Annotated in this window: 18 protein-coding genes and 1 pseudogene; 13 read left to right on the top strand and 6 right to left on the bottom strand. The window is 45.6% G+C overall.

Annotation, left to right across the window (positions count from 1 at the left end; translation table 11 throughout):
• Positions 1 to 64: 64 nt before the first annotated feature.
• The 4 genes and pseudogenes from G9G53_RS11730 to G9G53_RS11715 all read left to right on the top strand — a co-directional run.
• Positions 65 to 362 (top strand): annotated as a pseudogene (locus G9G53_RS11730) (sugar phosphate isomerase/epimerase); the annotation flags it as partial.
• A 312-nt stretch (positions 363 to 674) separates the two neighbouring features.
• The gene (locus G9G53_RS11725) at positions 675 to 1,415 is read left to right on the top strand and encodes a DUF1361 domain-containing protein (RefSeq protein ID WP_165147719.1); all 741 of its coding nucleotides are present in this window, start codon (positions 675 to 677) and stop codon (positions 1,413 to 1,415) included.
• Positions 1,416 to 1,478: 63 nt separating this feature from the next.
• Entirely contained in the window at positions 1,479 to 1,682 is a 204-nt protein-coding gene (locus G9G53_RS11720; RefSeq protein ID WP_165147716.1) for a YwbE family protein, read from the top strand.
• Between the two features lie 25 nt (positions 1,683 to 1,707).
• The gene (locus G9G53_RS11715) at positions 1,708 to 2,340 is read left to right on the top strand and encodes a DUF2238 domain-containing protein (RefSeq protein WP_025721732.1); all 633 of its coding nucleotides are present in this window, start codon (positions 1,708 to 1,710) and stop codon (positions 2,338 to 2,340) included.
• Between the two features lie 135 nt (positions 2,341 to 2,475).
• Here G9G53_RS11715 and G9G53_RS11710 read toward each other — a convergent pair whose 3' ends face one another.
• Complete coding sequence (locus G9G53_RS11710) at positions 2,476 to 3,645, bottom strand: glycosyltransferase family 4 protein (RefSeq protein WP_165147713.1); 1,170 nt, start codon at positions 3,643 to 3,645, stop codon at positions 2,476 to 2,478.
• A 93-nt stretch (positions 3,646 to 3,738) separates the two neighbouring features.
• Positions 3,739 to 5,061, bottom strand: a complete 1,323-nt coding sequence (locus tag G9G53_RS11705; protein WP_165147710.1) for an MFS transporter — start codon at positions 5,059 to 5,061, stop codon at positions 3,739 to 3,741.
• 187 nt (positions 5,062 to 5,248) lie between these two features.
• On the opposite strand from G9G53_RS11705, the gene G9G53_RS11700 reads away from it, so the two are divergent.
• From G9G53_RS11700 to G9G53_RS11680, 5 genes are all read left to right on the top strand, one after another.
• Complete coding sequence (locus G9G53_RS11700) at positions 5,249 to 6,280, top strand: FUSC family protein (protein WP_175405266.1); 1,032 nt, start codon at positions 5,249 to 5,251, stop codon at positions 6,278 to 6,280.
• 356 nt (positions 6,281 to 6,636) lie between these two features.
• A complete protein-coding gene (gene helD / locus G9G53_RS11695; RefSeq protein WP_238437779.1) occupies positions 6,637 to 9,015 on the top strand; it encodes an RNA polymerase recycling motor HelD in 2,379 nt (792 codons plus the stop codon).
• A gap of 153 nt (positions 9,016 to 9,168) precedes the next feature.
• Positions 9,169 to 11,010, top strand: a complete 1,842-nt coding sequence (locus G9G53_RS11690) for an adenine deaminase (RefSeq protein WP_165147704.1) — start codon at positions 9,169 to 9,171, stop codon at positions 11,008 to 11,010.
• A gap of 126 nt (positions 11,011 to 11,136) precedes the next feature.
• Positions 11,137 to 11,718, top strand: coding sequence for a Crp/Fnr family transcriptional regulator (locus tag G9G53_RS11685; protein WP_165147701.1), 582 nt, complete (start codon positions 11,137 to 11,139; stop codon positions 11,716 to 11,718).
• Positions 11,719 to 11,801: 83 nt separating this feature from the next.
• Positions 11,802 to 12,143, top strand: coding sequence for a darcynin family protein (locus tag G9G53_RS11680; protein ID WP_029516775.1), 342 nt, complete (start codon positions 11,802 to 11,804; stop codon positions 12,141 to 12,143).
• A gap of 141 nt (positions 12,144 to 12,284) precedes the next feature.
• Here G9G53_RS11680 and G9G53_RS11675 read toward each other — a convergent pair whose 3' ends face one another.
• Complete coding sequence (locus tag G9G53_RS11675) at positions 12,285 to 13,133, bottom strand: copper amine oxidase N-terminal domain-containing protein (RefSeq protein WP_165147698.1); 849 nt, start codon at positions 13,131 to 13,133, stop codon at positions 12,285 to 12,287.
• A 243-nt stretch (positions 13,134 to 13,376) separates the two neighbouring features.
• Between G9G53_RS11675 and G9G53_RS11670 the strand changes: the two genes are divergently transcribed.
• Together G9G53_RS11670 and G9G53_RS11665 are read left to right on the top strand one after the other, a co-directional pair.
• Positions 13,377 to 14,651, top strand: a complete 1,275-nt coding sequence (locus G9G53_RS11670) for an ABC transporter substrate-binding protein (protein ID WP_029516777.1) — start codon at positions 13,377 to 13,379, stop codon at positions 14,649 to 14,651.
• Between the two features lie 33 nt (positions 14,652 to 14,684).
• Positions 14,685 to 16,388, top strand: coding sequence for a methyl-accepting chemotaxis protein (locus tag G9G53_RS11665; protein WP_029516778.1), 1,704 nt, complete (start codon positions 14,685 to 14,687; stop codon positions 16,386 to 16,388).
• A gap of 94 nt (positions 16,389 to 16,482) precedes the next feature.
• On the opposite strand, the gene G9G53_RS11660 is transcribed toward G9G53_RS11665, so the two are convergent.
• Positions 16,483 to 17,757, bottom strand: coding sequence for an oligosaccharide MFS transporter (locus G9G53_RS11660; protein WP_069011367.1), 1,275 nt, complete (start codon positions 17,755 to 17,757; stop codon positions 16,483 to 16,485).
• A 517-nt stretch (positions 17,758 to 18,274) separates the two neighbouring features.
• Here G9G53_RS11660 and brnQ point away from each other — a divergent pair.
• On the top strand, positions 18,275 to 19,633 hold the full coding sequence (gene brnQ / locus G9G53_RS11655; RefSeq protein WP_165147695.1) for a branched-chain amino acid transport system II carrier protein: 1,359 nt from the start codon (positions 18,275 to 18,277) through the stop codon (positions 19,631 to 19,633).
• Between the two features lie 15 nt (positions 19,634 to 19,648).
• Here brnQ and G9G53_RS11650 read toward each other — a convergent pair whose 3' ends face one another.
• Positions 19,649 to 20,569, bottom strand: a complete 921-nt coding sequence (locus tag G9G53_RS11650) for an AraC family transcriptional regulator (RefSeq protein WP_165147692.1) — start codon at positions 20,567 to 20,569, stop codon at positions 19,649 to 19,651.
• 180 nt (positions 20,570 to 20,749) lie between these two features.
• Between G9G53_RS11650 and yicI the strand changes: the two genes are divergently transcribed.
• Positions 20,750 to 23,074 (top strand): alpha-xylosidase, encoded by a 2,325-nt coding sequence (gene yicI / locus G9G53_RS11645; RefSeq protein ID WP_069011369.1) that lies wholly within the window; start codon positions 20,750 to 20,752, stop codon positions 23,072 to 23,074.
• A 144-nt stretch (positions 23,075 to 23,218) separates the two neighbouring features.
• Here yicI and G9G53_RS11640 read toward each other — a convergent pair whose 3' ends face one another.
• The gene (locus G9G53_RS11640) at positions 23,219 to 24,172 is read right to left on the bottom strand and encodes a serine hydrolase domain-containing protein (protein WP_069011370.1); all 954 of its coding nucleotides are present in this window, start codon (positions 24,170 to 24,172) and stop codon (positions 23,219 to 23,221) included.
• Positions 24,173 to 24,379 lie beyond the last annotated feature (207 nt).

The raw sequence follows: 24,379 nt of genomic DNA, 5'->3' as shown, positions 1-24,379 counted from the left end.
ATAACAGATCATTTGTAAGAAATTTATCTATTCAGCATCTAACTGTTGGAATATAAAAAAACATATGGGCGGCCGAGAACTTGTAGAGGAAATCCGTCAGTTGGACTTTAGCAGGGTGGAGCTGAATTATAACATTACCCGGGAAATGCTAACGACGATTGAGCCTATGATTGAGCGGGGGAAAATCGGCATATCGAGTGTGTACAATACATTTCCTCATACACCAGATCCGAATTAGCACGAATTCCGTTCTGCTCGGGTTTGACGATGAGACCAAGCGACAACGTGCGATAGAACTGCTGGTGCAATCTGTGGAATATGCGCATCAGTACGGAGCAAAAGCGGGAATTGTGCATCCCGGACGACAGATGGCGAATGGACAGAGCGCAGCAACGGAATTTATAATGCCGTTAGCGGTATTATGCTAATTCATGCTGCCCGAATATTAAAACTACCGGAGCTACGCCTTTACCTGTGAGTGAAGTCTAAAACACAGTAAGCATCTATTTTTCGGGATGGGGTCGATTCCCAAAGAATAGATGTCTTTTTAGTTCATTTATGCAGAGGTGGAGCGCTTCCATTGAGCTTGAAGCCATTGTGGTGTACACTGTCCAGAACAGGTGTAAATTGGAACGTCAGGAAGGCAGGACGGTTACAAGGAGGGAAAGACACGTATGTATGCCCGTTTAAGATCGTTAAATTATCCAGTAAAACTTTATGTTTTTTTAACACTGGCCTTATGCTCCGTAATCAGTACATTGTGGATCATTAACGTGCGACTGCCCTCAGGGGGCCGCCCTTATCTTTTTATTTGGTGGAATATGATGCTGGCCTGGATTCCTATGCTGTTGACGCTGCTGCTTGATGTAGTGTATAGCTCGTGGAGGCGAGGAACGAGGACTTTTTTACTCTGGGTCACGGGGGCGGCATGGCTTTTCTTTTATCCCAATACACCCTATTTGATCACAGATTTGCTGCATGTATTCGCCAGATATCCGTTTCTCGGGGAGCAACGTTTCTGGGGAAATCCGTACTTTTGGAATCATGTATTGGGGATGCTGCTGGTAGCCATACTTGGCCTGACAATGGGATTTGTATCACTCGAATCCGTACGACAGTTGGTACAACGTGCACGTGGTGGGCTTGTTAGTTGGCTGTTTATGATGGCGGTACTCTTGTTGAGCAGCCTGGGTATTTATATTGGCCGTTTCTTTCGAGGGAACACATGGGATATTGTTTCTGCGCCTTCTCAACTGTATGCACAGGTATCTTCCATATGGGCAGACTCCTTGCAACGTACTCATTTTGTGGAGTTTAGCGGGATGGTATTCGTTATTTTGCTCGTCAGCTATGTATCCACGATGTGCGTAGTCTGGATGGGGAACAGCCGCCGGGACGAATGGCGTCGTTGGTGATTTTGTTGTAACTGAGTGGCTGAATATCATTATAAATATAAAAACAAAGGAGGAATAGCTATAATGAACGGACAGAATCGATCCGACATCCGCACTGGTCTTCAGGTAGATATTGTACTTAAAAAGGATCAGCCTACCGGTAAGTTGACGCGAGGAACGGTGAAAGATATTTTGACCAATTCCCCACGTCATCCGCATGGAATCAAAGTGCGTTTGGCAGACGGACAGGTTGGGCGTGTCAAACATATCGTAACGAACGAAGGCTAGAGCTTTGGGCTGAGGAGGAATGACGATGAACCAGGCAACGGCATGGTCTAAAAATGATCGCTACCCGCTTGTTTTACTTGTATTGCTGGCGCTTGCCCTCATTTGGTCTTTGATTCGCCCGGCGGATTATTTTACATGGGTACTGGAAGTTCTCCCAGCAGTTTTGGGAGCTGTACTGCTGGCGGCTCTGTACCGAAGATTTCGGTTTACCAATCTGGTATATACCCTAATCTGGCTGCACGCATTGATCCTGATTGTGGGCGGACATTATACCTATGCCGAAATGCCACTGTTCAACTGGATTCGGGACACGTTCGGACTGGAGCGCAATTATTATGATCGACTTGGGCACTTTGTACAAGGTTTTGTACCCGCACTCATTGTCAGGGAAGTGCTGTTGCGTAAAACGGCCTTGGGAAGCGGGAGCTGGCTCACTTTCCTCACGGTTAGTGTGTGTCTTGCGATCAGCGCTGTATACGAGTTGATTGAGTTTGCTGTAGCCAAGGCAACGGGAACAGCAGCAGAAGCTTTTCTGGGCACACAGGGGGATGTATGGGACACCCAATGGGATATGCTTCTTGCGTTCATCGGCGCTTTGACCGCAGTGATTTTGTTGAGTGGGGTACATAACAAGCTGCTGAAACAATTAAGGTATTAGCAAAGGCTTTTCTTCTTTTATCTGCAATTGTAGTTAGACGGGGAAATAGTTAAGCTGATGAAGGGTGGTTACAGAATGCGTGAAGGAGCATTTTCTAACCACCCTTTAGCATCTGTAGCTATGAAGTCCTCAGAGTTACATTCGCCTCATGGGATGGCTGTCAAGATGGAGGGTCGCTGAGTCCATGTAGCTGTCCAGTAGCCGTTCAAAAATACGGTCCCATGTCTGCTCCAGACTGTAGGCTCTACCAGTTCTGGATATAGCATCGCGAAGTGAGGCGTCCTCATACAACAGGTGTACAGCTTTGGCAAAGGCAGAGGCGTCCCCAGCAGGACACAATAGCCCCGTTTTTCCATGGATTAGATTATCTTTTACCCCGCCTTCATTGGCACCGACCACAGGTGTACCGCTCGCCATAGCCTCCAGTACTACGTTGCCGAAGGTTTCCGTGGTGGAAGGGAAGAGAAATACGTCGGCTGCGGCGTAGAGTTCAGCTAATTCCGGCCCTTTCACAAAACCAAGCCAGTGGAGTGCATGCTCCGGCACCCCTATATCCGCTGCAGTTTTGACCTTATATAATGGACCATCTCCTGCAATGACCAGCACAGAGGCTGCGCGGACGTCGTCAGGTAACTGGAGGTAGGAATCCAGTAACGTGTCTATCCCCTTTTCTGGTGCAAGCCTGCCCACATACAAAATAACAAATGCATCTGCATGAACGTCCCATTTCTTCCATACTGCATGACGGTCCACCTTTGGTTGAAATCGGTCGGTATCAATGCCTCTGCTCCAGATTTCGAGCTGCCCCATTCCTTTATTGCGCAACAATTCCATGGTTGATTGAGAGGGGACATATACCCTTTCGCAATGTCTATGAAACCAGAGCATGTATTTCCATAACGCAGGTTCAAGCCAGCGAAGCTTGTAATATTCAAGGTATTTATCAAAGTGGGTGTGATATGAGGCAACGAGTGGAATATGGTGTTTGGCTGCGTAGCTTGTTCCATACAGGCCAAGGTTAAACGGAGTAGCGACATGAATCAAATGCGGGGAAAAGGCTGACAGACGCTCGTTGATCTGTTTGGCGTTGGGGATCGCAAGTCTGCATTCCCGGTACAACAAAAAGGGAATACTTCGAAATCGCTCTACACCCGGCCCAGAGGGCAGATGATGGTCTGCCTCCGGTGCGAAGACGAGCGTAGATACTCCATGTGTCTCCAGATAGCCAATCCATCGTTCCAGGGTCAGAGCAGCGCCATTCACGTCAGGCGTATACGTGTCCGTAAATAATGCAACTCGAAGCATGCCTTCATTCCTCCTCCGCCATTCTCATTTATCCTATGACGTTCCAAGGGAGTCCGCTTGGAGGCTCCGGCTTTTATTGTGTCATGATTTTGTTTACGGGCCTGCCGGGTTTTGTAAAAGCTGGTTCGCGGACGGACGCTTTTCTCGAAACATCCTGTAATAGACGAGGGAGGACAAAATATAGAAAACACCTGTCATGCTAAATGTGATGGCATAGCCCCAGTAGTTGCCATAAGTTGTAACCAGATAGGCTTGTACAGGTCCCATACCTGCGGTGCCTAGCATCCAGGTCGTCTGGAGAATGGAGTTGGCAATGCCACGATTTTTATCTGACACACGTTCGACGAGAATGGCGGTTTGCAGCGGATTAGCTGCATTCATGAGCGCTTGCCTGAATAGAAAGCTGATCGAAGCGATCCATAGCACGTTCGTAAAGCCTGTAATGAGAAGGAACGGTAGCGAAAGCAGTTGGAAGCCAACTACAGCTCTGACCAGACCAATTCGGCTGCCGAGGGTAGGTCCGATCAACATGGAGAGGATGGTCATGAGCTGGCCGAGTGCAATCAGTAAACTCATTGCGCTGAGCGATACGGAGAAGCGGTTCGTAAAATACAAATTAAGATACGGGATGACCAGACCTGAACCCAGTCCAAGAAAAAACTGGGCCAGAACAAATTGTCCGATAACCCGGCGATCAGAAGAAGCAGTAGGTGTCTCCGAGGCAGGGATATCGGATGTACTGTACGGCGTCTGTACTTGTTCTGTTTGAGGTGAAGATTCGGCAGGAACGGGTGCTTCTAAGTTAGCCGTAGTTTTTGTGATGAACAATAGAGGAATAAAAGCAGTCAATGTTGCCATTCCTCCAAGGAACAGAGCAACCCGCAGACTGGATAGCGGTGTGATTCCCCACGTCTGCAGCCCATCTGCGAGTGCGCCACCCCCGAAGCTGCCCAGGACTTGGGCTGCCAGTACAAGAGCTGAGTAATAGCTGAATATTTTTAAACGTTGGGCTTTGCTTATGCTTTCTGCTAAAAAAGGCACGGCCAGCACCTGAATAAAGGCAGCGAATACACCTGAGATTACGGCAAATACCAACATGCTTCCGCTGGTATCTGTAAAGGTACGGGCGAGAAAGGCCAGGCCGCTGAATAATGCACCGATGACCAGCATATTTTTGCGGCTTATCCGATCCCCCAAAAATCCGACCGGAATGAACAGCAACGCCGTCGCCAGCGCCTGCATGCTGACCACTTGGCCGTTCATATCATCGTCAAAGCCAAGCTTTTGGATATACAGATTGTACAGCACAGAAAACATTCCTGTACCCATCTGGTACAGCAGATTGGCCATAAAAAACAATCGGATATTGCGTGGCCACTTTCGGGGCTCTTCTAACATTTTGCTAATCCATGACACGATGAGTTCCTCCTGTGACGTTGTTGCAAATAAGTTAATTCTGTTGATATGTATTCTATCAGGAACTGTACATTTCATAAATATTCCTGATCTTCGCTTGTTTTGGGTAATAATAAAGCATGGACTTTACATTGAATTTTCATTATAGTAATTCGGTATGAATAAATTTGAAAGGTAAGCAGGAGGGATGGCTTTGGCTTTTGGAGCACGGGTGTTGAAAACGGGAATTGCAGTGACGCTCGCCCTTTTTCTGAGCACGCTTTTGAACACCCATTCGCCTGTGGGGGCAGCGATAGCCGCTATTTTTGCCATGCAACCGTCGATATATAGGTCGTGGCGTTATTTCTTGGATCAACTCCAAACAAGCACACTAGGTGCAATCATGGCATTGCTGGGCGGAATGGTATTTTCGAATGAGCCGATTGCAGTCGGACTCGTATGTGTATTGGTACTTATGATATGTCTGAAAATAAATATGGCTGATACGGTTGGATTGACACTCGTGACCGTTGTTTCTGTAATGGAAGCCTCAGGGGACTGGAAATTTGCGGTGACTCGATTTGCGCTCACTTTGATTGGAATTGTGTCTGCTTTTGTCATCAATGTTAGCGTTTTTCCCCCGAAACCGAAAAGGCAGTTTATTAATCAGATTCAAAATGTCTTTAACAGCATGTCCTTGCTGCTGCGTACTGCTATTTCCGATGAGATTAAGGAGTCTGTCTTTAAAGAGGAAAAAGGAAATCTAGAGGGAGCCATTAAATCGCTGTCGGACAAATATCATTTGTTCGAGGAAGAGCAGAAGAAGCTCAAGCGCTCCAAGTTTAGTCAAACGAGACAAATGGTAGTATACAAACAAATGCTCGGAAGTTTACACAAAGGATATGAGGTACTGGATGCGGTGGAAAGGCACTACTTCCAGTCTTTACGGCCAAAGGGAACGGATGCTTTTTTTGACAGTCACCTGGAGTTGCTGATTCGTTTTCACGAGCACGCTCTACTGAAATTCGAAAATAAGCTAAAACCGAATGAGGACGAAAGTGAATTGTTCCAGCAGGCGAACGGCGAATTTATGAAGCATGCGATTACACGTTTTGACCATTGTCAGGAAGGAATGCTGCGGCTTTCTATTGTGGCTGCGGCCATGTACGACTATGGTCATCAGCTGGAGAGGTTGAGCAGATTGGCCGATCATATTCATCCTGTGGAAGAGAGCAGATAGGCGAATTTCCTAAAAGAAAAGCGACCGCATTCATCAATCAGATGAACGGTCGCTTTTTTATGTAATGAATTCAAGTATGTCAGAACAGGTTAATAGAAGGTTGCCAGAACGCACAAAAAAAGCCCGCTGGTTGCGAACAGGGACTGAACTTGCTACAATAGAGAATGCTCTGTTTTATGGTAAAACCATATGCATAAATTGTGAGTTACACTTCTTTTTACATTATAGCATGCTTCAAAGGATTAGTCAATTTTCCCGGAGCAGGGGGATGCCGCGGGTATGTCCGGGTCCATAATAGAGCATAGTTTGTACGCAAAGGAGCCCTGCGTGGAGCAGGAGGAAACGGAACAGGAGCGATGCCAGTGACTACTGAACAGCAATGGAATGAAGAACAACGAAGAGTAGAAGATGTGACCGCAGTAATTAGCGGGCGTATTCGGAAGCTAGAGACAGAGGTTGGTTCTGTGCGCGGAGATGTCGTCGATATGCGTAAAGACTTCTGGGATGAGGTAACGATCAATTTCAGTGAGGCGGATGATGTGGGCGAGACGTCCACCAGTTTGCGTCAGCAGTCTGAGATTTTGTCTGAGCGGGAACGAAGACACAAGCATTCCACTGAGGCGTTAGGTCGTTTGAAAAAGTTGCTTGATTCACCGTATTTTGCACGCATTGATTTTGCTGAGGAAGGGCAGACTGCGGAACGTGTTTATCTGGGGATTGCCTCCCTGCTTGATAATCAAGATGAGGAATTTCTGATCTATGACTGGCGCGCGCCTATTTCCAATCTTTATTACGATAACATGCCGGGTCCCGCTTCTTATAAAACTCCGGCAGGGGAGATGGATGGAGAGCTCACGCTTAAGCGTCAATTCTCGATCCGTGATGGACAAATTCGTTTTATGTTCGATACAGGGGTGACGATTGGAGACGAACTTCTTCAAGCCGTATTGAGCCGCAGCTCGGATGCCCAAATGAAAAGTATTGTCGCTACCATCCAAAGGGAGCAGAATCGCATTATCCGTGATGACCGAAGCCGTATGCTTATTGTTCAGGGAGCGGCAGGAAGTGGCAAAACCTCTGCTGCGCTTCAGAGAGTAGCGTATTTGCTGTATAAGTACCGGGATCGCTTACGAGCGGATCAGGTCGTGTTATTTTCGCCTAATCCGATGTTTAACAGTTATGTATCGACAGTATTGCCTGAATTAGGTGAGGAAAATATGCTTCAGGCCACGTTTCAGGAATATTTGGAGCGGCGTTTGGGCCGGGAGTTTCAGTTAGAAGATCCATTTGAACAGCTGGAATATGTGCTTTCAGCGTCGTTACTGCCTGGGTATGAAGCCAGGATGGAAGGTATCCGTTTTAAATCGTCTAAGACGTTCCTACATGTGATTACAGGCTACAAGGCGTATTTGGAGCAGGAGGGCATGCGTTTTAAACCCATCCGCTTTCAGGGACGTGAGGTGGTTTCAGTAGAGCAGATGGCACGCAAGTTTTATGAATTCGACTCTACGGTGCGACTGGCGAATCGATTGGAACTGCTGCGGGATTGGATGCTTAAAGAGCTGGCCCGCTTTGGTAAGGAGGAATGCTCCGCTCCATGGGTGGATCAACAGATGGATCTGATGGAGCCGGAGGATTATCAGCGTGCCTATAACCGTATGCGCCGTAAATCCAAGAATAAGGGCGATACTTTCGACGATTTTGCACGTGAAAGAGAAATATTGGCGCGTATGGTGGTCAGTGACCGCTTAAAGCCTCTGCGCAAATGGATTAAGGCGCTTCGCTTCGTAGATACGACCCGGCTCTACAGCGAGCTGTTTATGAATGAGGCATTGTTGAGCCAACTGGCGAATCATGCAGAGCTGCCCGTCAGCTGGAGTGAAATTAGTCGGCAAACCCTGCAACGAATTCAGGCTGGGGAGTTAGCGTATGAGGATGTGACGCCCTTTTTATATTTGCGTGAGCTGATGCTGGGCTTTCGTTCCAATAGCAACATTCGTCACGTGTTTATTGATGAGGCACAGGACTATTCCCCATTCCAACTGGCGTTCTTCAAGCGTTTATTTCCACAGGCTAAAATGACGGCACTGGGTGATTTTAATCAGGCCATCTATGCCCATGCCTCGGTGCTTCAGGATGCAGAGCCATTGTATGACTTGTATGGGGCAGATCAGACCGAGATGATTTCCCTGACACGCAGCTATCGCTCGACACAGGAGATTGTGGAATTTACCCGGGGGATGGTCGCTGGGGGAGAGCACATTGTACCGTTTAACCGTAAGGGTGAGAAGCCTCTGGTAACCGAGGTGCGTTCACGTGAAAAGTTGCATCAACGGATAGCTGGGAATGTCACTGAATTGTTGGCAGAAGGCTATGAGTCCATCGCGGTGATTTGTAAAAATGCTGACGAAAGCGCGGCAGCCTACGAAGCGCTGGAAGGACAGCTGTCAGTGAAGCCAAAATTAATTAAGAAAACAACCCCCGCTTTTGAAAAGGGGATTCATATCATTCCAGCCTACCTGGCAAAAGGCGTGGAATTCGATGCGGTCCTGATTTATGACGGATCAGCGAAACATTACCAGCGTGAGAGTGAGCGTAAGTTGTTCTACACCGCCTGTACGCGAGCGATGCATTTGCTGCATATTTATAGCATAGGGGAGATTACACCATTCGTGAGTTTACGGGATTCGGATACGTATACCCGCAATGTGGAAGAAAGTGATCGTGTTCTGTAGAGAGGATATTGGCAATCAGCTGGGGACAAATGCCACAGGAACCTTTGCGATGTTTGAATAGATATAGAGTTGGCTGGCATTATGGAGCGTATTCCAGTAACATAAGCAAATAAGCAAAACAGGTAAGAAGCATAAACGGAGGTTACAAACGTAATGGACATGAAGAGTGTATTTCAACGCCCGCCACTGGCGGAGTGTGTACCCGAGTTAGTAGCTACAGCTAGAGGGGAGCGCAAGGCATCACTGGTGATCCGCGGAGGAACACTGGTCAATGTGGTATCGGGCGAGTTGCTGCCGGGCATGTCTATTGCTGTGCAAGGTTCTCGTATCGCTTACGTCGGTAGGGACGTCAGTCATACGATTGGAGAAGACACCATAATCATTGAAGCGGAAGGCCGCTATATGGCACCGGGGTTACTGGACGGACATTGTCATATCGAAAGCACGCAGCTTACGGTAACTGAGTTTGCTAAGGCTGTACTGCCGCTGGGAGTGACGGGTGGTTTTTTTGACCCGCATGAAATTTCTAATGTACTGGGTCTAAAAGGGCTTCGTCTGATGTTGGACGAAGCCCGCACGACACCGCTGGCAGCTTACATGCAGGTGGCTTCTTGCGTGCCGTCCACAGGTCCGGAGCTGGAAACGACGGGGGCCTCCTTCGGCCCGGCAGAAGTCGCAGAAGCGTTAAGCTGGGGCCCGGATATGATCGGGCTGGGCGAAGTCATGAATTTCCCTGGTGTCGTCTATGGAGACGATGTGATGATCGGGGAAATTCAGGCCACGCTGCGCGCGGGCAAGGTGGCGGATGGCCATTTTACATGGGCCTCCGATGATTGGCGACTGCCGGTCTATGCAGCCGCGGGAATTTCGGGCGACCACGAGTGTGTCACGCCCGAGGATGTAGCCGAGCGTATCCGGCTCGGCATGTATGCCAAGATGCGGCAAGGTTCCGCATGGCATGATGTGGCCGAGACGATCCGCGCCAGCACGGAAATGGGTCTCGACACGCGCCGCATGATGCTGGTAACGGATGACCGCAGCGCAGAATCCTTGCTCCATGAAGGGCAGATGGACTTCGTTGTGCGTCATGCCATTGCACAGGGCGTCAAGCCCGTAACCGCGTTTCAGATGGCTACGCTGAATACGGCAGAGCGCTTCGGCGTGGCACGGGACATCGGCTCGATCATTCCGGGTGCGATTGCCGACATTATTTTGCTTGATGGCCGATTGGCCGAAGTGAATGTGACGGCTACCATCGCAGCGGGCCAGCTGGTGGCCGAGCACGGTCAAATGGTCGCCGATTGGGACGGATTCGTTTATCCTGCGGAAGTAATGGACACGGTCCATCTGGGACGAGAGCTGAGTGCAGCAGATTTCCGCATTGCGGCTCCAGTACAGGAGGGGAACGTACCCGTACGGGTGATTCGTGTTACGGAAAATCATGTGGACACGAAGGAAGTGCGGATGACCGTTCCGGTGCGTGATGGTGAAGTTGCATCAGATCCTGCGCAGGATTTGTGCAAAATCGCCGTTTTCGAGCGCCATCATGCCAGTGGCAGTCACGCGGTCGCACTTGTGACAGGTGTCGGCTTCACCGAGCCGGCTGCGATTGCCATGACCGTCGCGCATGATAGTCACAACCTGCTCGTCATTGGTAATGATGACGAGCTCATGACCCAGGCGGCGAAGCAGGCTGTTGGTCTGCGTGGTGGCGTGGTGGTTGTATCCGCCTCGGGTGAGACACGCTTCCCGCTGCCTATTGCCGGGCTGATGTCCCCAGCTCCGTTTGCAGAGGTGGCAGCGCAGTCCGAAAGTATCAGCCGCGCGCTTCAGCAAGCCGGCTGCATGCTGAACAACGCGCTGATGACACTGTCACTGCTCGCACTGGTCGTTATCCCTGAAATCCGTCTGTCGGATCAGGGGCTTGTCGTCATCGGAGCGGATGGCATCCGCAAGGTATCTCTTTTCGTGGAAGAGGATGCTGCGGAAGTCTGATAGAACACGTCGCTGGGGGTTGTCCTGCAGGTCTGTCCAGACCTAAGGGATAACCCCTGTTTTTCATATACGAAGCCATAAAAGTTATCTTCGATTCCTTTATAAAAGTCAAGAAGAGGTGGGCAGATGCATCCCTATTATCGTTCACTAGAAAAAATGGCTCATCATGCCTCGATTATAGAGCAGGATTGGAACCGGTTTGTAGAGCAAACCCGTGTGAAGCATGTTCAGCAGGGAACGGTTCTCATTGAAACGGGTGAGCTTGTGAAACATGCCTATTTTTGTTCAGAGGGATTATTCCGTTTATTCTATACATTAGCAGATGGCAGAGAATACAATGTTGGTTTTTCGCCAGAAGATGATTTCGTAACCTCTTATGGGGCTATGATCCAAGAAGAAGCCTCCACTTTTTCGATTGAGGCAATGGAAGATTCGGTTGTCATTGAAATTCCATATCACGTATTGAAGGAGCTTATGGATACAAGCCATATGTGGGAAAGATTCGTGCGCAAGAGTGTAGAGAGACTTTACATTCGAAAAGAGGAGCGGGAACGCGAATTATTATACCTCTCCGCTAAGGAACGTTATCACGCTTTTCTCCTCAAATACCCCGGATTGGACAAGCGAGTTGCCCAATATCATATAGCTTCTTACATAGGCGTCTCCCCTGTGTCACTTAGTCGTTTGCTGCGTAGTGATCCGCATTAACCTATGTTAATGCGAATTTGTAGACAAGCAGCGTACAATAACGATACATCATTCAAGCTTCACCAAAAAAAGGAGATAGGCATATGCGTTATATGATGATTGTATTATTGGAATTCTACCCTTCCTGGTTGGCTCTTCCTCGGGAGGAACGTCGAAAACATGCGGGGACCTTGCAGGCTACCATTCAAAAGTATAACGAACAGGTTCAGGTTCGGTTTTTTGATGCAGAAGCATTGCCTGGAAAGGACTACACCGATTTCGTCGTATGCGAAACGGAGGACATGAAGCAATATCACTATATGTGGGAAGAAATTCGCGATTCTGAGCCGTATACCAAAGGATACATGAAGATTAAAGATGTAGTGATGGGTATGGAAAATGCATTTCAGTCCTATGAGTCAGAAATGCTACAGATGGAAAAATAACCGTCATTCCGCTTTCTATGTAAAATGAAGTGTTCATCTTATATACGGTTAATAAAGGCGAATTCCTGTGCTGCTTATGTTCAGCTGGGAATTCGCCTTTTATCTTTTGGAGACGAAAAAGTGTAATAAGAAAAAATCGCATTATACAACTGTATTACTTATAACCTTCAGAAAACCGTTCTTTCCGGCGGTATCCATTAACTGATTTATAGATTTTGTTGCGCTTTCGCTAAACAAATACCACTCATCTTTCGATACGTCATGAATCAAAAACTTGGGATATCCGATTAAAACTTCGGATGGAAAGGACTGGATTAAAGAATACACATCAAAACGAGCTAAGTTTTTCCCCTTTTGGTCTAAAAAATCGTATTGTGCATTTTTATAATAAGACCCGGGTGTGTCAATAGTGAAGCTCCAAGAATAGTTTTCAGGTGCTTCGACCTTTTCACCTTTGTTTTTTGTGAAAATATTATAAATGGTTTTGTTATATGCATTGCCATGAATTTGCTGAACTACGCCGCCCAAAGTCATATGGTATTCCTGTTGAAGCGCCTTTACTTGTACACCGTTGATGAGCAATGGTTTAGTATCCACAGTCACTGTAAAGTTGCTGTAATTGACATTGCAGCCAAACGCCTCTGCTAAAAAACGAAGTGGAACATATATGCGATTATTTTTCGTATATGGTTTTACATCTAGCAGTATCTTTTTACCGTTTTTCTCCGCTGTGCTTTTGTTTATTGCTAACTTTACTTTCACATCACTCTTAGCGAGAATAACCTCGGAATCGGACCATTCGACGTTGGCCCCCAAACTTTCGCTAATAACACGTAGAGGCACCATGGCGCGCTTATTTTTCATTTCGGGCGTCACATCGGATGTAACCGTCACACCGTCAACTTTGATTTGATTTTGTGCTGCATAAGTAGTGGATGATGAAATAAATAAAAAGATTGCAAGAAAAACCCAAAAGAATGCTTTGTTCATAAATGATTGCCCCTTTTTTGATTAAATTTGTTGTGAAGTAACTTTTCCCCATATTAAGACGCGACTGGATAAAATTTGTTGTGCTGTCTTGTCTGTTAACTTAACGTAACAACCTGTTTGTACTATTATTTAACTTCCGGTATTTACCAACGAAAAACTTCTAACCTTCGCGAAGGATTATGTCGATAACATTGAATATTGTTCATAAATTTTATGAAAGCAAATCCTTAGGGGGGGAAGTTAATGAGAAAACAGCTAAAAGTTGCGATTTCTCTAGCATGTTTAATTATGTTTATAGGTTGTTCAGCTTCACCATTATCACAGCAGACGACCAAGATTACACTTTTGAATTCTAAATCTGAAATAAAAACCCAGTTAGAGGAAGTAGCAAAACAATACAATCAAGAGCACCCTGAAGTATCTTTAGAGATTATAACCGCTCCTGAGGGGACGTCTGCATATCAAAAGCTGATGTCGATGTATGGCTCAGGAAGTCCAGCTACCATGTCGATGCTTGATCCAGGCGACACGCAGACATTCTTGGATAAAGCTATTGATTTAAGTAAAGAGAAGTGGGTAGCCGATACGATAGAAAATGGACTTGACACCGTCAAGAAAAATGATGCTGTGCTGGGGTTTCCATTTGCAGTAGAAGGCTACGGATTAATTTACAATAAGAAAGTACTGGACAAAGCAACAGGGGGGGCTTTTGATGTTTCCTCGGTAAAAAGTAGAAGTAGCCTGAATTCATTAATGGCTAAAATTCAGAAGTCGGGAGTAGCACCGGACATGCTTTCACCAATGGACTGGTCTCTCGGCTCTCATCTTTTAGCTCTGTCTTATTCTGTTCAACCTGGGGGCTTTCCGGAGTTTGTTAAAGGTATGCAGAATAACTCCATTGATATGTCCCAGAACAATGTAATGTCTGGATGGGTACAAACTTTAGATCTGCTCAAGGATAACAACATTAATAAGCACTTGCCTTTGGACAGTACGTATGAAGATGGAGCCAAAGCTTTGGGAGAGGGCAAGGTAGGGCTTTGGTTTATGGGCAACTGGGCTTGGAATGGAATAAAGAGCAATGATACGGCAAATGAGGAATACGGTTTCTTGCCTCTTCCGCTAAACGATAATACGGATGATCCTAACAATGCTAAGATCACTGTCGGTGTGACAAAGTATATATTCATCGACTCCACAACTACCACACCTCAGCAGCAAGAGGAAGCAAAGAAGTTTTTGAACTGGCTGGTATATGAAAAATCCGGACAAGAACTTTTGGTTAACAAGGCCAATGTTATACCGGCGTTCAAGAATATTGACATGGTGCCTTCAGATCCTTTGAGTAAATCGATCAAGTCATATATGTCGAGCGGAAAGACGCTGCCGTTCATGGCAACCCTTCCACCTGATCATGGGGGCATCACAGGAGCATCTATCCAAAGCTACATCAGTGGAAAGATAGATAAGGCAGAGCTGTTGCGCCAAATACGTATATATTGGAAAGCTCAGCAGTGATGATACGAGACCAGTCACGGGAGGAAGATAAGGGTGTTTAAATTAACGTTAAAGAAAAAGATAATTAGTGCAGCGCTCATACTGGTGATCGTGCTGTCCCTTTCAAGTGTTATAGGCGTTATTAAGATGTCGGAAATGGGGGAGGCTTCTGATAAGGTAAATAACAGGTCTTTACCTGCAGTCATTCTTCTTCAAGGTATGGATAAGCAGATTACAGAAATCGATAGGCTCACCGTTCGAATGATACTCGAAGAGGATGCAGCCGTCCGCAGCACTTATCAAGAAGAACTAACCAAAGCTACAGCGTCAATGGATAAGAGTGTAAATAAATATCAAAGTTTAGCCTCCACGGCAGAGGAAAAAGAACTATTCACCGACTTTTATGGTCAGTGGGCAATGTATCTCCGCCATCTAAAGGTGGTTTCCGCGGCCATGGAAGAAAACGACAAGGTGATGGCCTACATGATCATCCATGGGAATTCTTCTATTTATAAGGCAGCCTTGGACGATGTGAATAAACTGAAGCTGCTTAATGAGCAGTACGCTACTGATGCCGCTAATCAATCGAGTCAATCTTACCATTCAGGTAGACTTTTGATGATTTCTCTGACTATCATATGTACGATCCTTGGAATTATCGGTTCTTTTTTACTGGCTCAATCGTTCACTAAGCCCATATTAAAGATAGCGGAACAGATAAAGCTGGTAACGAGAGGGGACCTGCAAGTGGAACCCCTTAGTATCCGATCCAAAGATGAGGTCGGGGAGCTGGCATCCGATTTTAATGAAATGTGCGATTCACTTCGCAATCTTTTAAAGGAAGTTGTGGATAATTCCTTACTGGTTGCCTCTACGGCTGAACAGTTAACGGCTAGTGCGGAACAGACAAGCATTGCTACCGAGCAGATAGCTATAAGTGCCACTCAGGTTGCGGAGGGATCTCAGACACAGCTTGTAGACATAGCTGAAACGCTGAATTACACGGTAGACGTTTCTAAAAGTGTAGAGAACATAACCAATCGCTTTGTGAATGTGGCAAATCTCACAACCCAAGCACAAGAAAAAGCAAACAACGGAAAAACCCAAATGTCTTCGACTGTTTCTCAAATAAGAGATGTGCATACCAAGGTAACTCAATCCGCTGAAGTAGTAAATATTCTAGGAGAAAAGTCTGCGGAGATCAGACAGATCACAGCTATGATCCGTGATATAGCAGCTCGAACCAATTTGCTTTCACTAAATGCGAGTATAGAAGCTGCGAGGGCGGGAGAGCAGGGAAAAGGGTTTGCGGTTGTTGCTTTTGAAGTACGCAATCTGTCGGCACAAGCAAGTGAAGCAACAGGCAAGATCTCTTCTCTGGTTAACGAAATTGCCTTAAGAACAGATGAAGTTGTGATTTCAATGAATGAAGGTGTTCAATCTCTAAATGAAGGCATGATGCTTGTCGAAGGCGTAGGTAACGTTTTTTCTGAGATTGTAGGTGCCGTTGAAGAAGTGAGCGGTGAGGTGGACACTGCGGCTGTAGAAGCAAGATCCGTAAATGAAGGGACCGTTTCTATGGTGGAATCGATGAAGAAAATTGCTGAAATCTCCGAACGTGCAGCAGATTCTACTCAAACAGTCGCAAGCGTAGTCGAGGAAACTACTGCATCCATGCAGGAAGTGTCTGCGGGTGCTAACATGCTTGCCAAGAGGGCGGAAGAGATGAATCAGACGGTGTCGGTATTCAAGATTTAAAATAAGCTTCAAATCAACTGGAGTTAAGAGCGGCAGCCTTGGACGAGAAAAAAGTCCTAGACTGCCGCTGTTTTGTTAAGCTTAAACCATTAGATTACGAATGAACTGCTTCAGCTTTTTTGGTTGCTCTTTTCAGATCCTGTTTACGGCGTTCTTCCAGATACCGCTCTCCATTCTTCTTGTCTGCTGTCAGTGTAAAACAGGATAGGATGGTGAATAGACCTGCAATGGAACCCAGAATTACATAAGTAATCGGGAAATTTAATACTTCATACATATGCCCGACAATGGGTGAGAAAATGGAAACCACCAGGGAGCCCATAAACAAATACAGCAGGTACATGGTGGAGGACAAGCGCTGGTCAAAGTTAACGGTAATGTACTTGAAGATGGCTACCAGAATAAGTGGTTTCTCCAGGGAGTGAATCATCTTCATCGCAGCCACCCATATAGAACCGAATGGCAGCGAAGAGCCGATAATACGCAAAGACATAATCGACCCGGCAATAATTAATGCCCATTTGGCGGTCGTTTTGTTCACAAACCAAGGGGTAACGAAAAGGAACACAAATTCCAGAAAAACCTGCACAGCGCTCAAATCGCCAAGGAATTGATTTCCTTCCGCTTTGGAACTGAACTGCGATACGAAGTATGTGGCAAACTGTTGGTCATATACCTCATAAATTTGGGTCACGCCAACCATGAATAGCATAAGAAACCAGAACTTTGTGGTACGTACGAGATGCAGCACATCAATGAGCTTCAACGATTCTGTTTTCTGCTGCTCCTGTCCAGAAATTTCGACTTTGGTCAGGAAGATGCAGATCATGGCAACAATGGCAGATACGGAGGCAATCCAGAAGGTCAGATTTACATTGATATTGATGACCCGTCCCGCAACAAAAGTAGCCGCCGCCCACCCGAGTGAACCCCACATACGAACCCGTCCGTATTCAAAGCCATATTTACGCGAAACTTTGTCCATATACGAATCGACGACACCGTTACCTGCATTAAATACCAGGCCGATAAATAGCGCACCAACAATGGCACCAATGACGAACTGCGTTTGAAGCAATGGACCGTATACATAGATAAAAAAGGGCCCGACGAGCAAAAGGATTGTAAAGAGTATGTACAGCAGGTGTTTTCTCAAGCCCAGCTTGTCAGATAAGTAACCGAACAAAGGCTGCATGATCAAGGCGACGATTGAATTAGCCGCGTATAAAAATCCCGTGTAGGTTTCTGAAATTTCCAGGCTTTGTCCCAGCCAAATGACAAAAAAAGACATGGCGGCAGACCATGTAAATAGATAAGCGAAGTTAAAAATACTCAGAGACCAATAGTTGCGTTTTGCCAAATTCGTCATGTTTAAGCACCCCTTCAATTGTAGCCGCTCAAATTGTATTCAACGTTAATATGCATTGTTGTACTATTAATTGTAAGGATTATTCGCTTGCTTCCATAGGGCATTTTCCCAAGATTTCCTGTGCTTATTACAATCAGTTGATGATTCGATTAAACCGCAGATTATGTAGTAATTTAAAACTTTTACGAGACCTACCGGGTGTGTGTAACTACATCTATGTCTTGTAAGAAATAAGTCCTACGTGTAAAATTCTCTTATAGTTCATTAAGCTCACTAAGTAGGAGGAGAAATATAGGGTAGCCTCATAATTGCAAAAGCAAGGGGATGAAATGATTCATTTTTGCAAGTACAAAGTTACTTGAAACGATGATCGTATATAGAGTAACATACTCTAGGCAATCAGATGCCGTTCTTTGAATGCAACAATTGGCTACGTTCCTATTAACATATAGTATACAAAATTAAAAGAAAACGAATAAAAACAAAATGTTGTGAGTTCGTGGTTGGAGGATTTATTATGTCTAAAAGTGTTTCTACGTCCTTTATTATCATTATAGGATCAATGCTATTTGCCTTATTTTTTGGTGCGGGGAATCTAATCTTTCCACCTATGCTTGGGCAAATGGCCGGAAAGAATGTATGGATAGCCAATGCGGGTTTCTTGGTTACCGGTGTCGGCTTACCATTACTAGCCGTCACAGCCTTTGTTTTTTCGGGCAAAAGCAATTTGCAAACTTTAGCGAGTCGTGTACATCCTGTATTCGGTCTTGTCTTTACAACAATCCTTTATCTAGCCATCGGGCCTTTGTATGCAATTCCTAGAACCGGTAGTGTGTCATTTGAAATTGGAGTAAAGCCTTTTTTTTCAGACAATGCAGATCATCCTGTCGCACTTTTTGTATTTACTATCCTTTTTTTTGCAGTTGCATGTTTGTTGTCACTTAATCCTACAAAAATTATTGATGTCATCGGAAAGTTCCTAACACCCATTAAATTGACATTCATTGGATTACTTGTGATTGTAGCTATTATTCACCCAATAGGAAAATTCCAAGAACCTGCGGAGGGTTATACATCCAATGTCTTTTTTAAAGGCTTTCAAGAGGGTTATTTAACATTGGACGCTCTTGTAGCCTTTATTTTTGGAATTATCATTGTGAATGCGATTAAGGATAGAGGGGTTACTACAAAAAAAGAGCTGATGATCATTTGTGGCAAAGCGATAGCAATTGCGGTTATACTCTTAGCTTTTATCTATACGTCTCTTTCATACATGGGAGCTTCTAGTGTTGAAAAACTGGGCATTTTAGGAAATGGTGCTGAGGTGTTAGCTAAGGTTTCCTCCTATTATTTTGGATCTTATGGATCTATTCTATTAGGCTTAATGATTACAGTAGCGTGTTTAACGACAAGTGTGGGGCTTATCACTTCCTGCTCTTCCTTTTTTCATGGATTATTTCCAAAAGTCTCTTACAAAAGAGTCGCTCTCATGTTATCTATATTTAGTACCCTTGTAGCCAACATAGGTTTAACACAGCTCATTAAGGTTTCAACGCCAGTATTAATGGCAATATATCCTATTGCTATTTCTCTAATATTTTTAACTTTTTTACATCCCGTATTTAAAGGAAAGTCAGAAGTATATCAAGGCAGTTTGATATTAACCTTTATCATTAGTTTATTTGATGGCTTAAATGCTGCTGGAATAAAAATTAATGTAATTAATGATTTCTTCACCCATTTTCTCCCATTATATAATGTAGGGTTAGGGTGGTTAATTCCCTCTGTTTTAGGAGGTGTAGCTGGCTACATATTTACTAAATTAAGAGGAAGAAAAATAATTTTAGTACTTATGAAGCCCAAAAAAAACAAATAATTTATCCTATGCATATCAGTCTGTTATATAAGGGACAGCAAGCGCCTGATCTGCTTCGTGCTGCTTACGGTACTGCGAAGGGGTCAGGCCTTTCCATTTTTTAAAGGTCGCAATAAAGTAGCTTAGATTGTCAAATCCAACATCCAGCGCAATATCAACCACTTTTCGATCACTTTGCTCCAACAACCTGCAAGCCTTTTGAATCCGATGATAGTTGATATATTCTACCGGGCTTTTCTGAACCATCTGCTTAAAAAAACGGCAGAAATGTCCCTCGCTCATTCCAATCTCATCTGCGATTTCCCGTAAACGTATAGGCTCATGAGCATGACTGTTGATATACGCCAACGCTTTTTTGATCCGTTCAACTTTGTTGCGCTGACCCGCCATAATCACATCCTCTCCGTTAGCGGGAGTCATGTGTGGGTACAGGCAGGCGATCATGCTATAGAGCTGTGCCTTGGTCGCCAGTTCACGGGCAGGCGCATTCTGTTCATGGCTGGTGATAATGTATCGCAATGCAGCCAGCACCTCTCGCTCCCAGAGCTGCACGCCGCGAATGTGGGGGGGAGGGACAAGCTTTTTACTGATAAATGGGTCAATAAACTGCGTCTGCACCGTATCCTGCGTGCGGCTGTGCAGTATGTCGGGGTGAAACACCACCGCAGAAAATACACAGCGAGGACTTTTTTGTAAATAACCGGCGTGAAGCTCGCCACTGTTTACAAAAAGGGCTTCACCTTCGCTAACCTCCGTATAGACCATATCCGTCTGAAATACAGCGGTCCCTTGTTCCACTACGATAAACTCCATTTCCTCATGCCAATGGGACTCCAATATACTATTTCCGTTCAATTGCTCTACGCTCGGATATACGCTGACTGGATACATGGGATTGCCGTGAATGCGGTTTTCTCGTAACATTTCCCTTTGCATTTCAATGATTCCTTTCGGCAAACTGATTTATATAGAAAACATCAAAATATTGATACAATACGTCAAAATAAAAGAAGTAAACCCTTACATAAATCAATATTATTATAGTGAGGATTTCGAGAAAATCCAACAAGCGATTTGGAATCAAGAATATAAAGATTGAGACGGAGGACGGAACAGATGAAATTTACAGATGGCTATTGGTTGGTTCGCAAGGGCTATGAAATACAAAATCCTGCTGAAATCCGTGATATCGTGACGGACGATGCTTCCATGACGGTATATGCAGCAACCCACCGGATCGAGCATAAAGGAGATACACTGAACGGAGCGTTGCTGAAAGCGACCTACAGCTCGCCTATGCCGAATGTCATTCGGGTACGTCTAAACCACCATAAGGGACGGGTGCATCAGGGACCGGATTTTGAAATTCACACCTTGCCAACAGAGGTAGGCATTACGGTGGATGAGGACGCAGCGGTACTGAAAAGCGGCGATCTGAGTGTGCGAGTCGGTCGTGGAAAGAGCTGGGACGTAGGCTTTTATGTCGAGGATCGCAGAGTCACAGGTAGCGGACATCGGGGACCAGGCTATATTACAGACCCGCAGGATCAGCCTTTTTTTCGGGAACAGCTGGAGCTGGGCATCGGTGAGTACGTATACGGACTCGGAGAGCGTTTCACTCCGTTCGTAAAAAATGGCCAAGTGGTCGATATCTGGAATGAAGATGGCGGGACCAGCAGTGAGCAGGCCTATAAAAACATTCCATTTTATCTATCTAATAAAGGGTATGGTGTGTTCGTCAACCATCCGGAAAAGGTATCCTATGAGATTGCATCGGAAAATGTATCAAAGGTTCAGTTTAGCGTCTCCGGCGAATCGTTAGAGTATTTTATTATTGGAGGAGCTAACCCTAAAGAGGTACTGGACAATTACACCAAGCTGACGGGTAAGCCTGCATTACCACCAGCCTGGACTTTTGGTTTGTGGCTGACCACTTCGTTCACAACAGATTACGATGAAGCCACAGTGAATCATTTTGTGGACGGGATGGCTGAGCGAGATCTGCCACTCTCGGTATTCCATTTTGACTGCTTCTGGATGAAGGAATACCAATGGTGCGATTTCCAGTGGGATCAAGACATGTTCCCAGACCCGGAAGGCATGCTGCAAAGATTGAAGGCAAAGGGGCTCAAAATTTGTGCATGGATCAATCCGTATATTGCTGAGAAATCCATTTTGTTTGATGAAGGCATGGAGAATGGTTATCTGGTCAAAACCGCCGATGGTGGCGTGTGGCAATGGGATATGTGGCAGGCGGGGATGGGGCTGGTTGACTTCACGAATCCGGCTGCAGTCGCCTGGTACCAGGATAAGCTGAAGGTGTTAGTAGATCAGGGGGTAGATTGCTTCAAAACTGATTTTGGCGAGCGCATCCCTACCCATGTGGTATATCATGACGGATCTGATCCGATGAAAATGCATAACTATTATACGCATTTGTACAACAAGGCTGTATTTGATGTGCTGGAGGAAAAGCTGGGTAAAAATGAAGCCGCGTTATTTGCACGTTCCGCTACAGCCGGGGGGCAACAGTTCCCGGTTCACTGGGGAGGAGACTGCTCGTCGACGTATGAGTCGATGGCGGAATCCTTACGAGGCGGTTTGTCGCTTGGTTTGAGCGGCTTCGGCTTCTGGAGCCATGATATTAGCGGCTTTGAGTTAACGGCTGCGCCGGACGTATACAAACGGTGGGTACAATTTGGACTTCTGTCCTCCCATAGCCGTCTGCACGGAAACGAATCCTATCGCGTGCCTTGGCTATTTGACGAAGAATCAGTGGATGTGGTGCGTAGCTTTACAAAACTCAAATGCTCGCTAATGCCATACCTGTATCCTTCTGCTGTGGAATCCTCGGTAAAGGGACTGCCGATGATGCGGGCTATGGTATTGGAATTCCCGCAGGACCCAACCTGTGCAACACTGGATCTGCAATACATGCTGGGGGATTCCATTTTGGTAGCCCCAATCTTTAATAAAGAAGGCAATGTACAGTATTATGTACCAGAAGGTCAGTGGACAAATTTACTTACGAATGAGAGAGTGTCAGGTGGTCGTTGGGTCAACGAGCATCATGATTTTACAACTTTGCCTGTGCTCGTGAAGCCGAACACACTGTTGGCAATCGGTCATGAGGACAGTCGTCCGGATTATGATTATGCTGATCAAGTGGCGCTTCATTTGTTTGAGCTTGGTGAGGGGCAACAGGCTCGAACGGTTATCGTGAATACGTCAGGTGAAGAAGAGTTAACGGTTATTGCCAGCCGCAAGGATTCTGTCATTACAGTGAAGGCAGAAGGTGCTGTTAAACCATGGTCGATCGTCCTGCGCGGTATCCACGAGGTTGTTCAAGTGGAGCAAGGCAGCAGCCAGTCGGGAGAACAGGGTGTAATTATTACACCAGCTTCCAGTGGACAGCAAGAGCTTACGATTCACTTGGGCTAGGTAAGGCGCTAGAAAGTGGATGAAGTATGTCACAATGTAGCGATTATATGTAAAGAAAGGGCTTGCTTGATCCAACAGGCAAGCCCTTTTTGATGCAGATTTTTGATAGAATCAGTTGCAACTTTTAGCATTGGTTATCTACTCCTATCCATTCTGCTGGAGTAGTAGCGGTACAATATACTGCCGGAAAATATCCACAGGAGTCCGTTTCTTTTTGAATTTATCGGCGGTAACGACAACAACCATGTCATACGACGGGACGACAACAATATATTGCCCACCAAAGCCGAGAGCGTAAAAATAGTCCGTTTCACTTCCTGTATCTGTTCCATCTGAAAAGGAAGAAGTCCACCAGTGCCATCCGTAAAATGCTTTTTGTGGTTTGGCAGCAGGGAGAAACGGACGGGTTGAATATCGAACCGTCTCTGCTTGGATGATCTGCCGTCCTTCCCAGCCTCCTTCATTCAGGTAAAGCTGCCCGAATTTGAGCATGTCCATTGGCCTGAGATGCAGTCCGAAGCCTCCCGTATGAGTGCCCTGAGGATCGGTTTCCCAATGGTAGCTTTCGATACCGAGCGGTTGGAATAATTGCTGTTCGGCAAATTCAGCAACTGTTTGTCCAGAAACATGACGTAGTATGGTGGCCAAAAGTTGAGAACAGCCAGAACTGTACTCCATTCGCGTGCCTGGCACATCCGATAATGGCTGTGAAAGTACAAATTGCACCCAGTCTGACGTTTTGCTCATGGTAGGAAAAGAGTTTTGTCCGCCAAACTCCGTCCAGTTAAAGCCTGCGGACATCGTCAGCAGATGTTCAATCGTAATATCATGTTTTCGAGAATCACTATCTGTGGCCAACTGGGGAAAGAATTCGAGGATCGGCGTCTCCGGTTTCGGTCCCTGTTGCTGGTTCATAGCGATACTAACTAATGCAGAAATCACGCTTTTGGTGCAGGAATTTATTTTATAGAGTTCGTTAGCAATTTGAGGTTCACGATAGTAATTCAAGATCATGTTACCCTGCTGCTCAATAAGGCAGCTGCGGGTTTCCAACTCGTTAAGCACGTGAATAAGCGGTTTGAGCTCCAGACTGTTCATGCAGATCCTCCTTGAGGCTTATGCTATACCAATACATAGTATATCATTTAAATAGTCTGAAATTCGAAGAGTACAAACTGAAAACAGTTCATTTACCTAATTTTGAATTTTTTTGTTTTTTGATATTAAAAAAGATATATATGTTCACTGAATAGACATAAATATATTTAAAAATCTATACACTATTTTCTATTTCATTCAAAAAAA

The organism is Paenibacillus sp. EKM206P (assembly GCF_011066155.1).
Lineage (GTDB): Bacteria > Bacillota > Bacilli > Paenibacillales > Paenibacillaceae > Paenibacillus > Paenibacillus polymyxa_D.
This window is presented reverse-complemented; position numbering and strand designations above follow the sequence as displayed.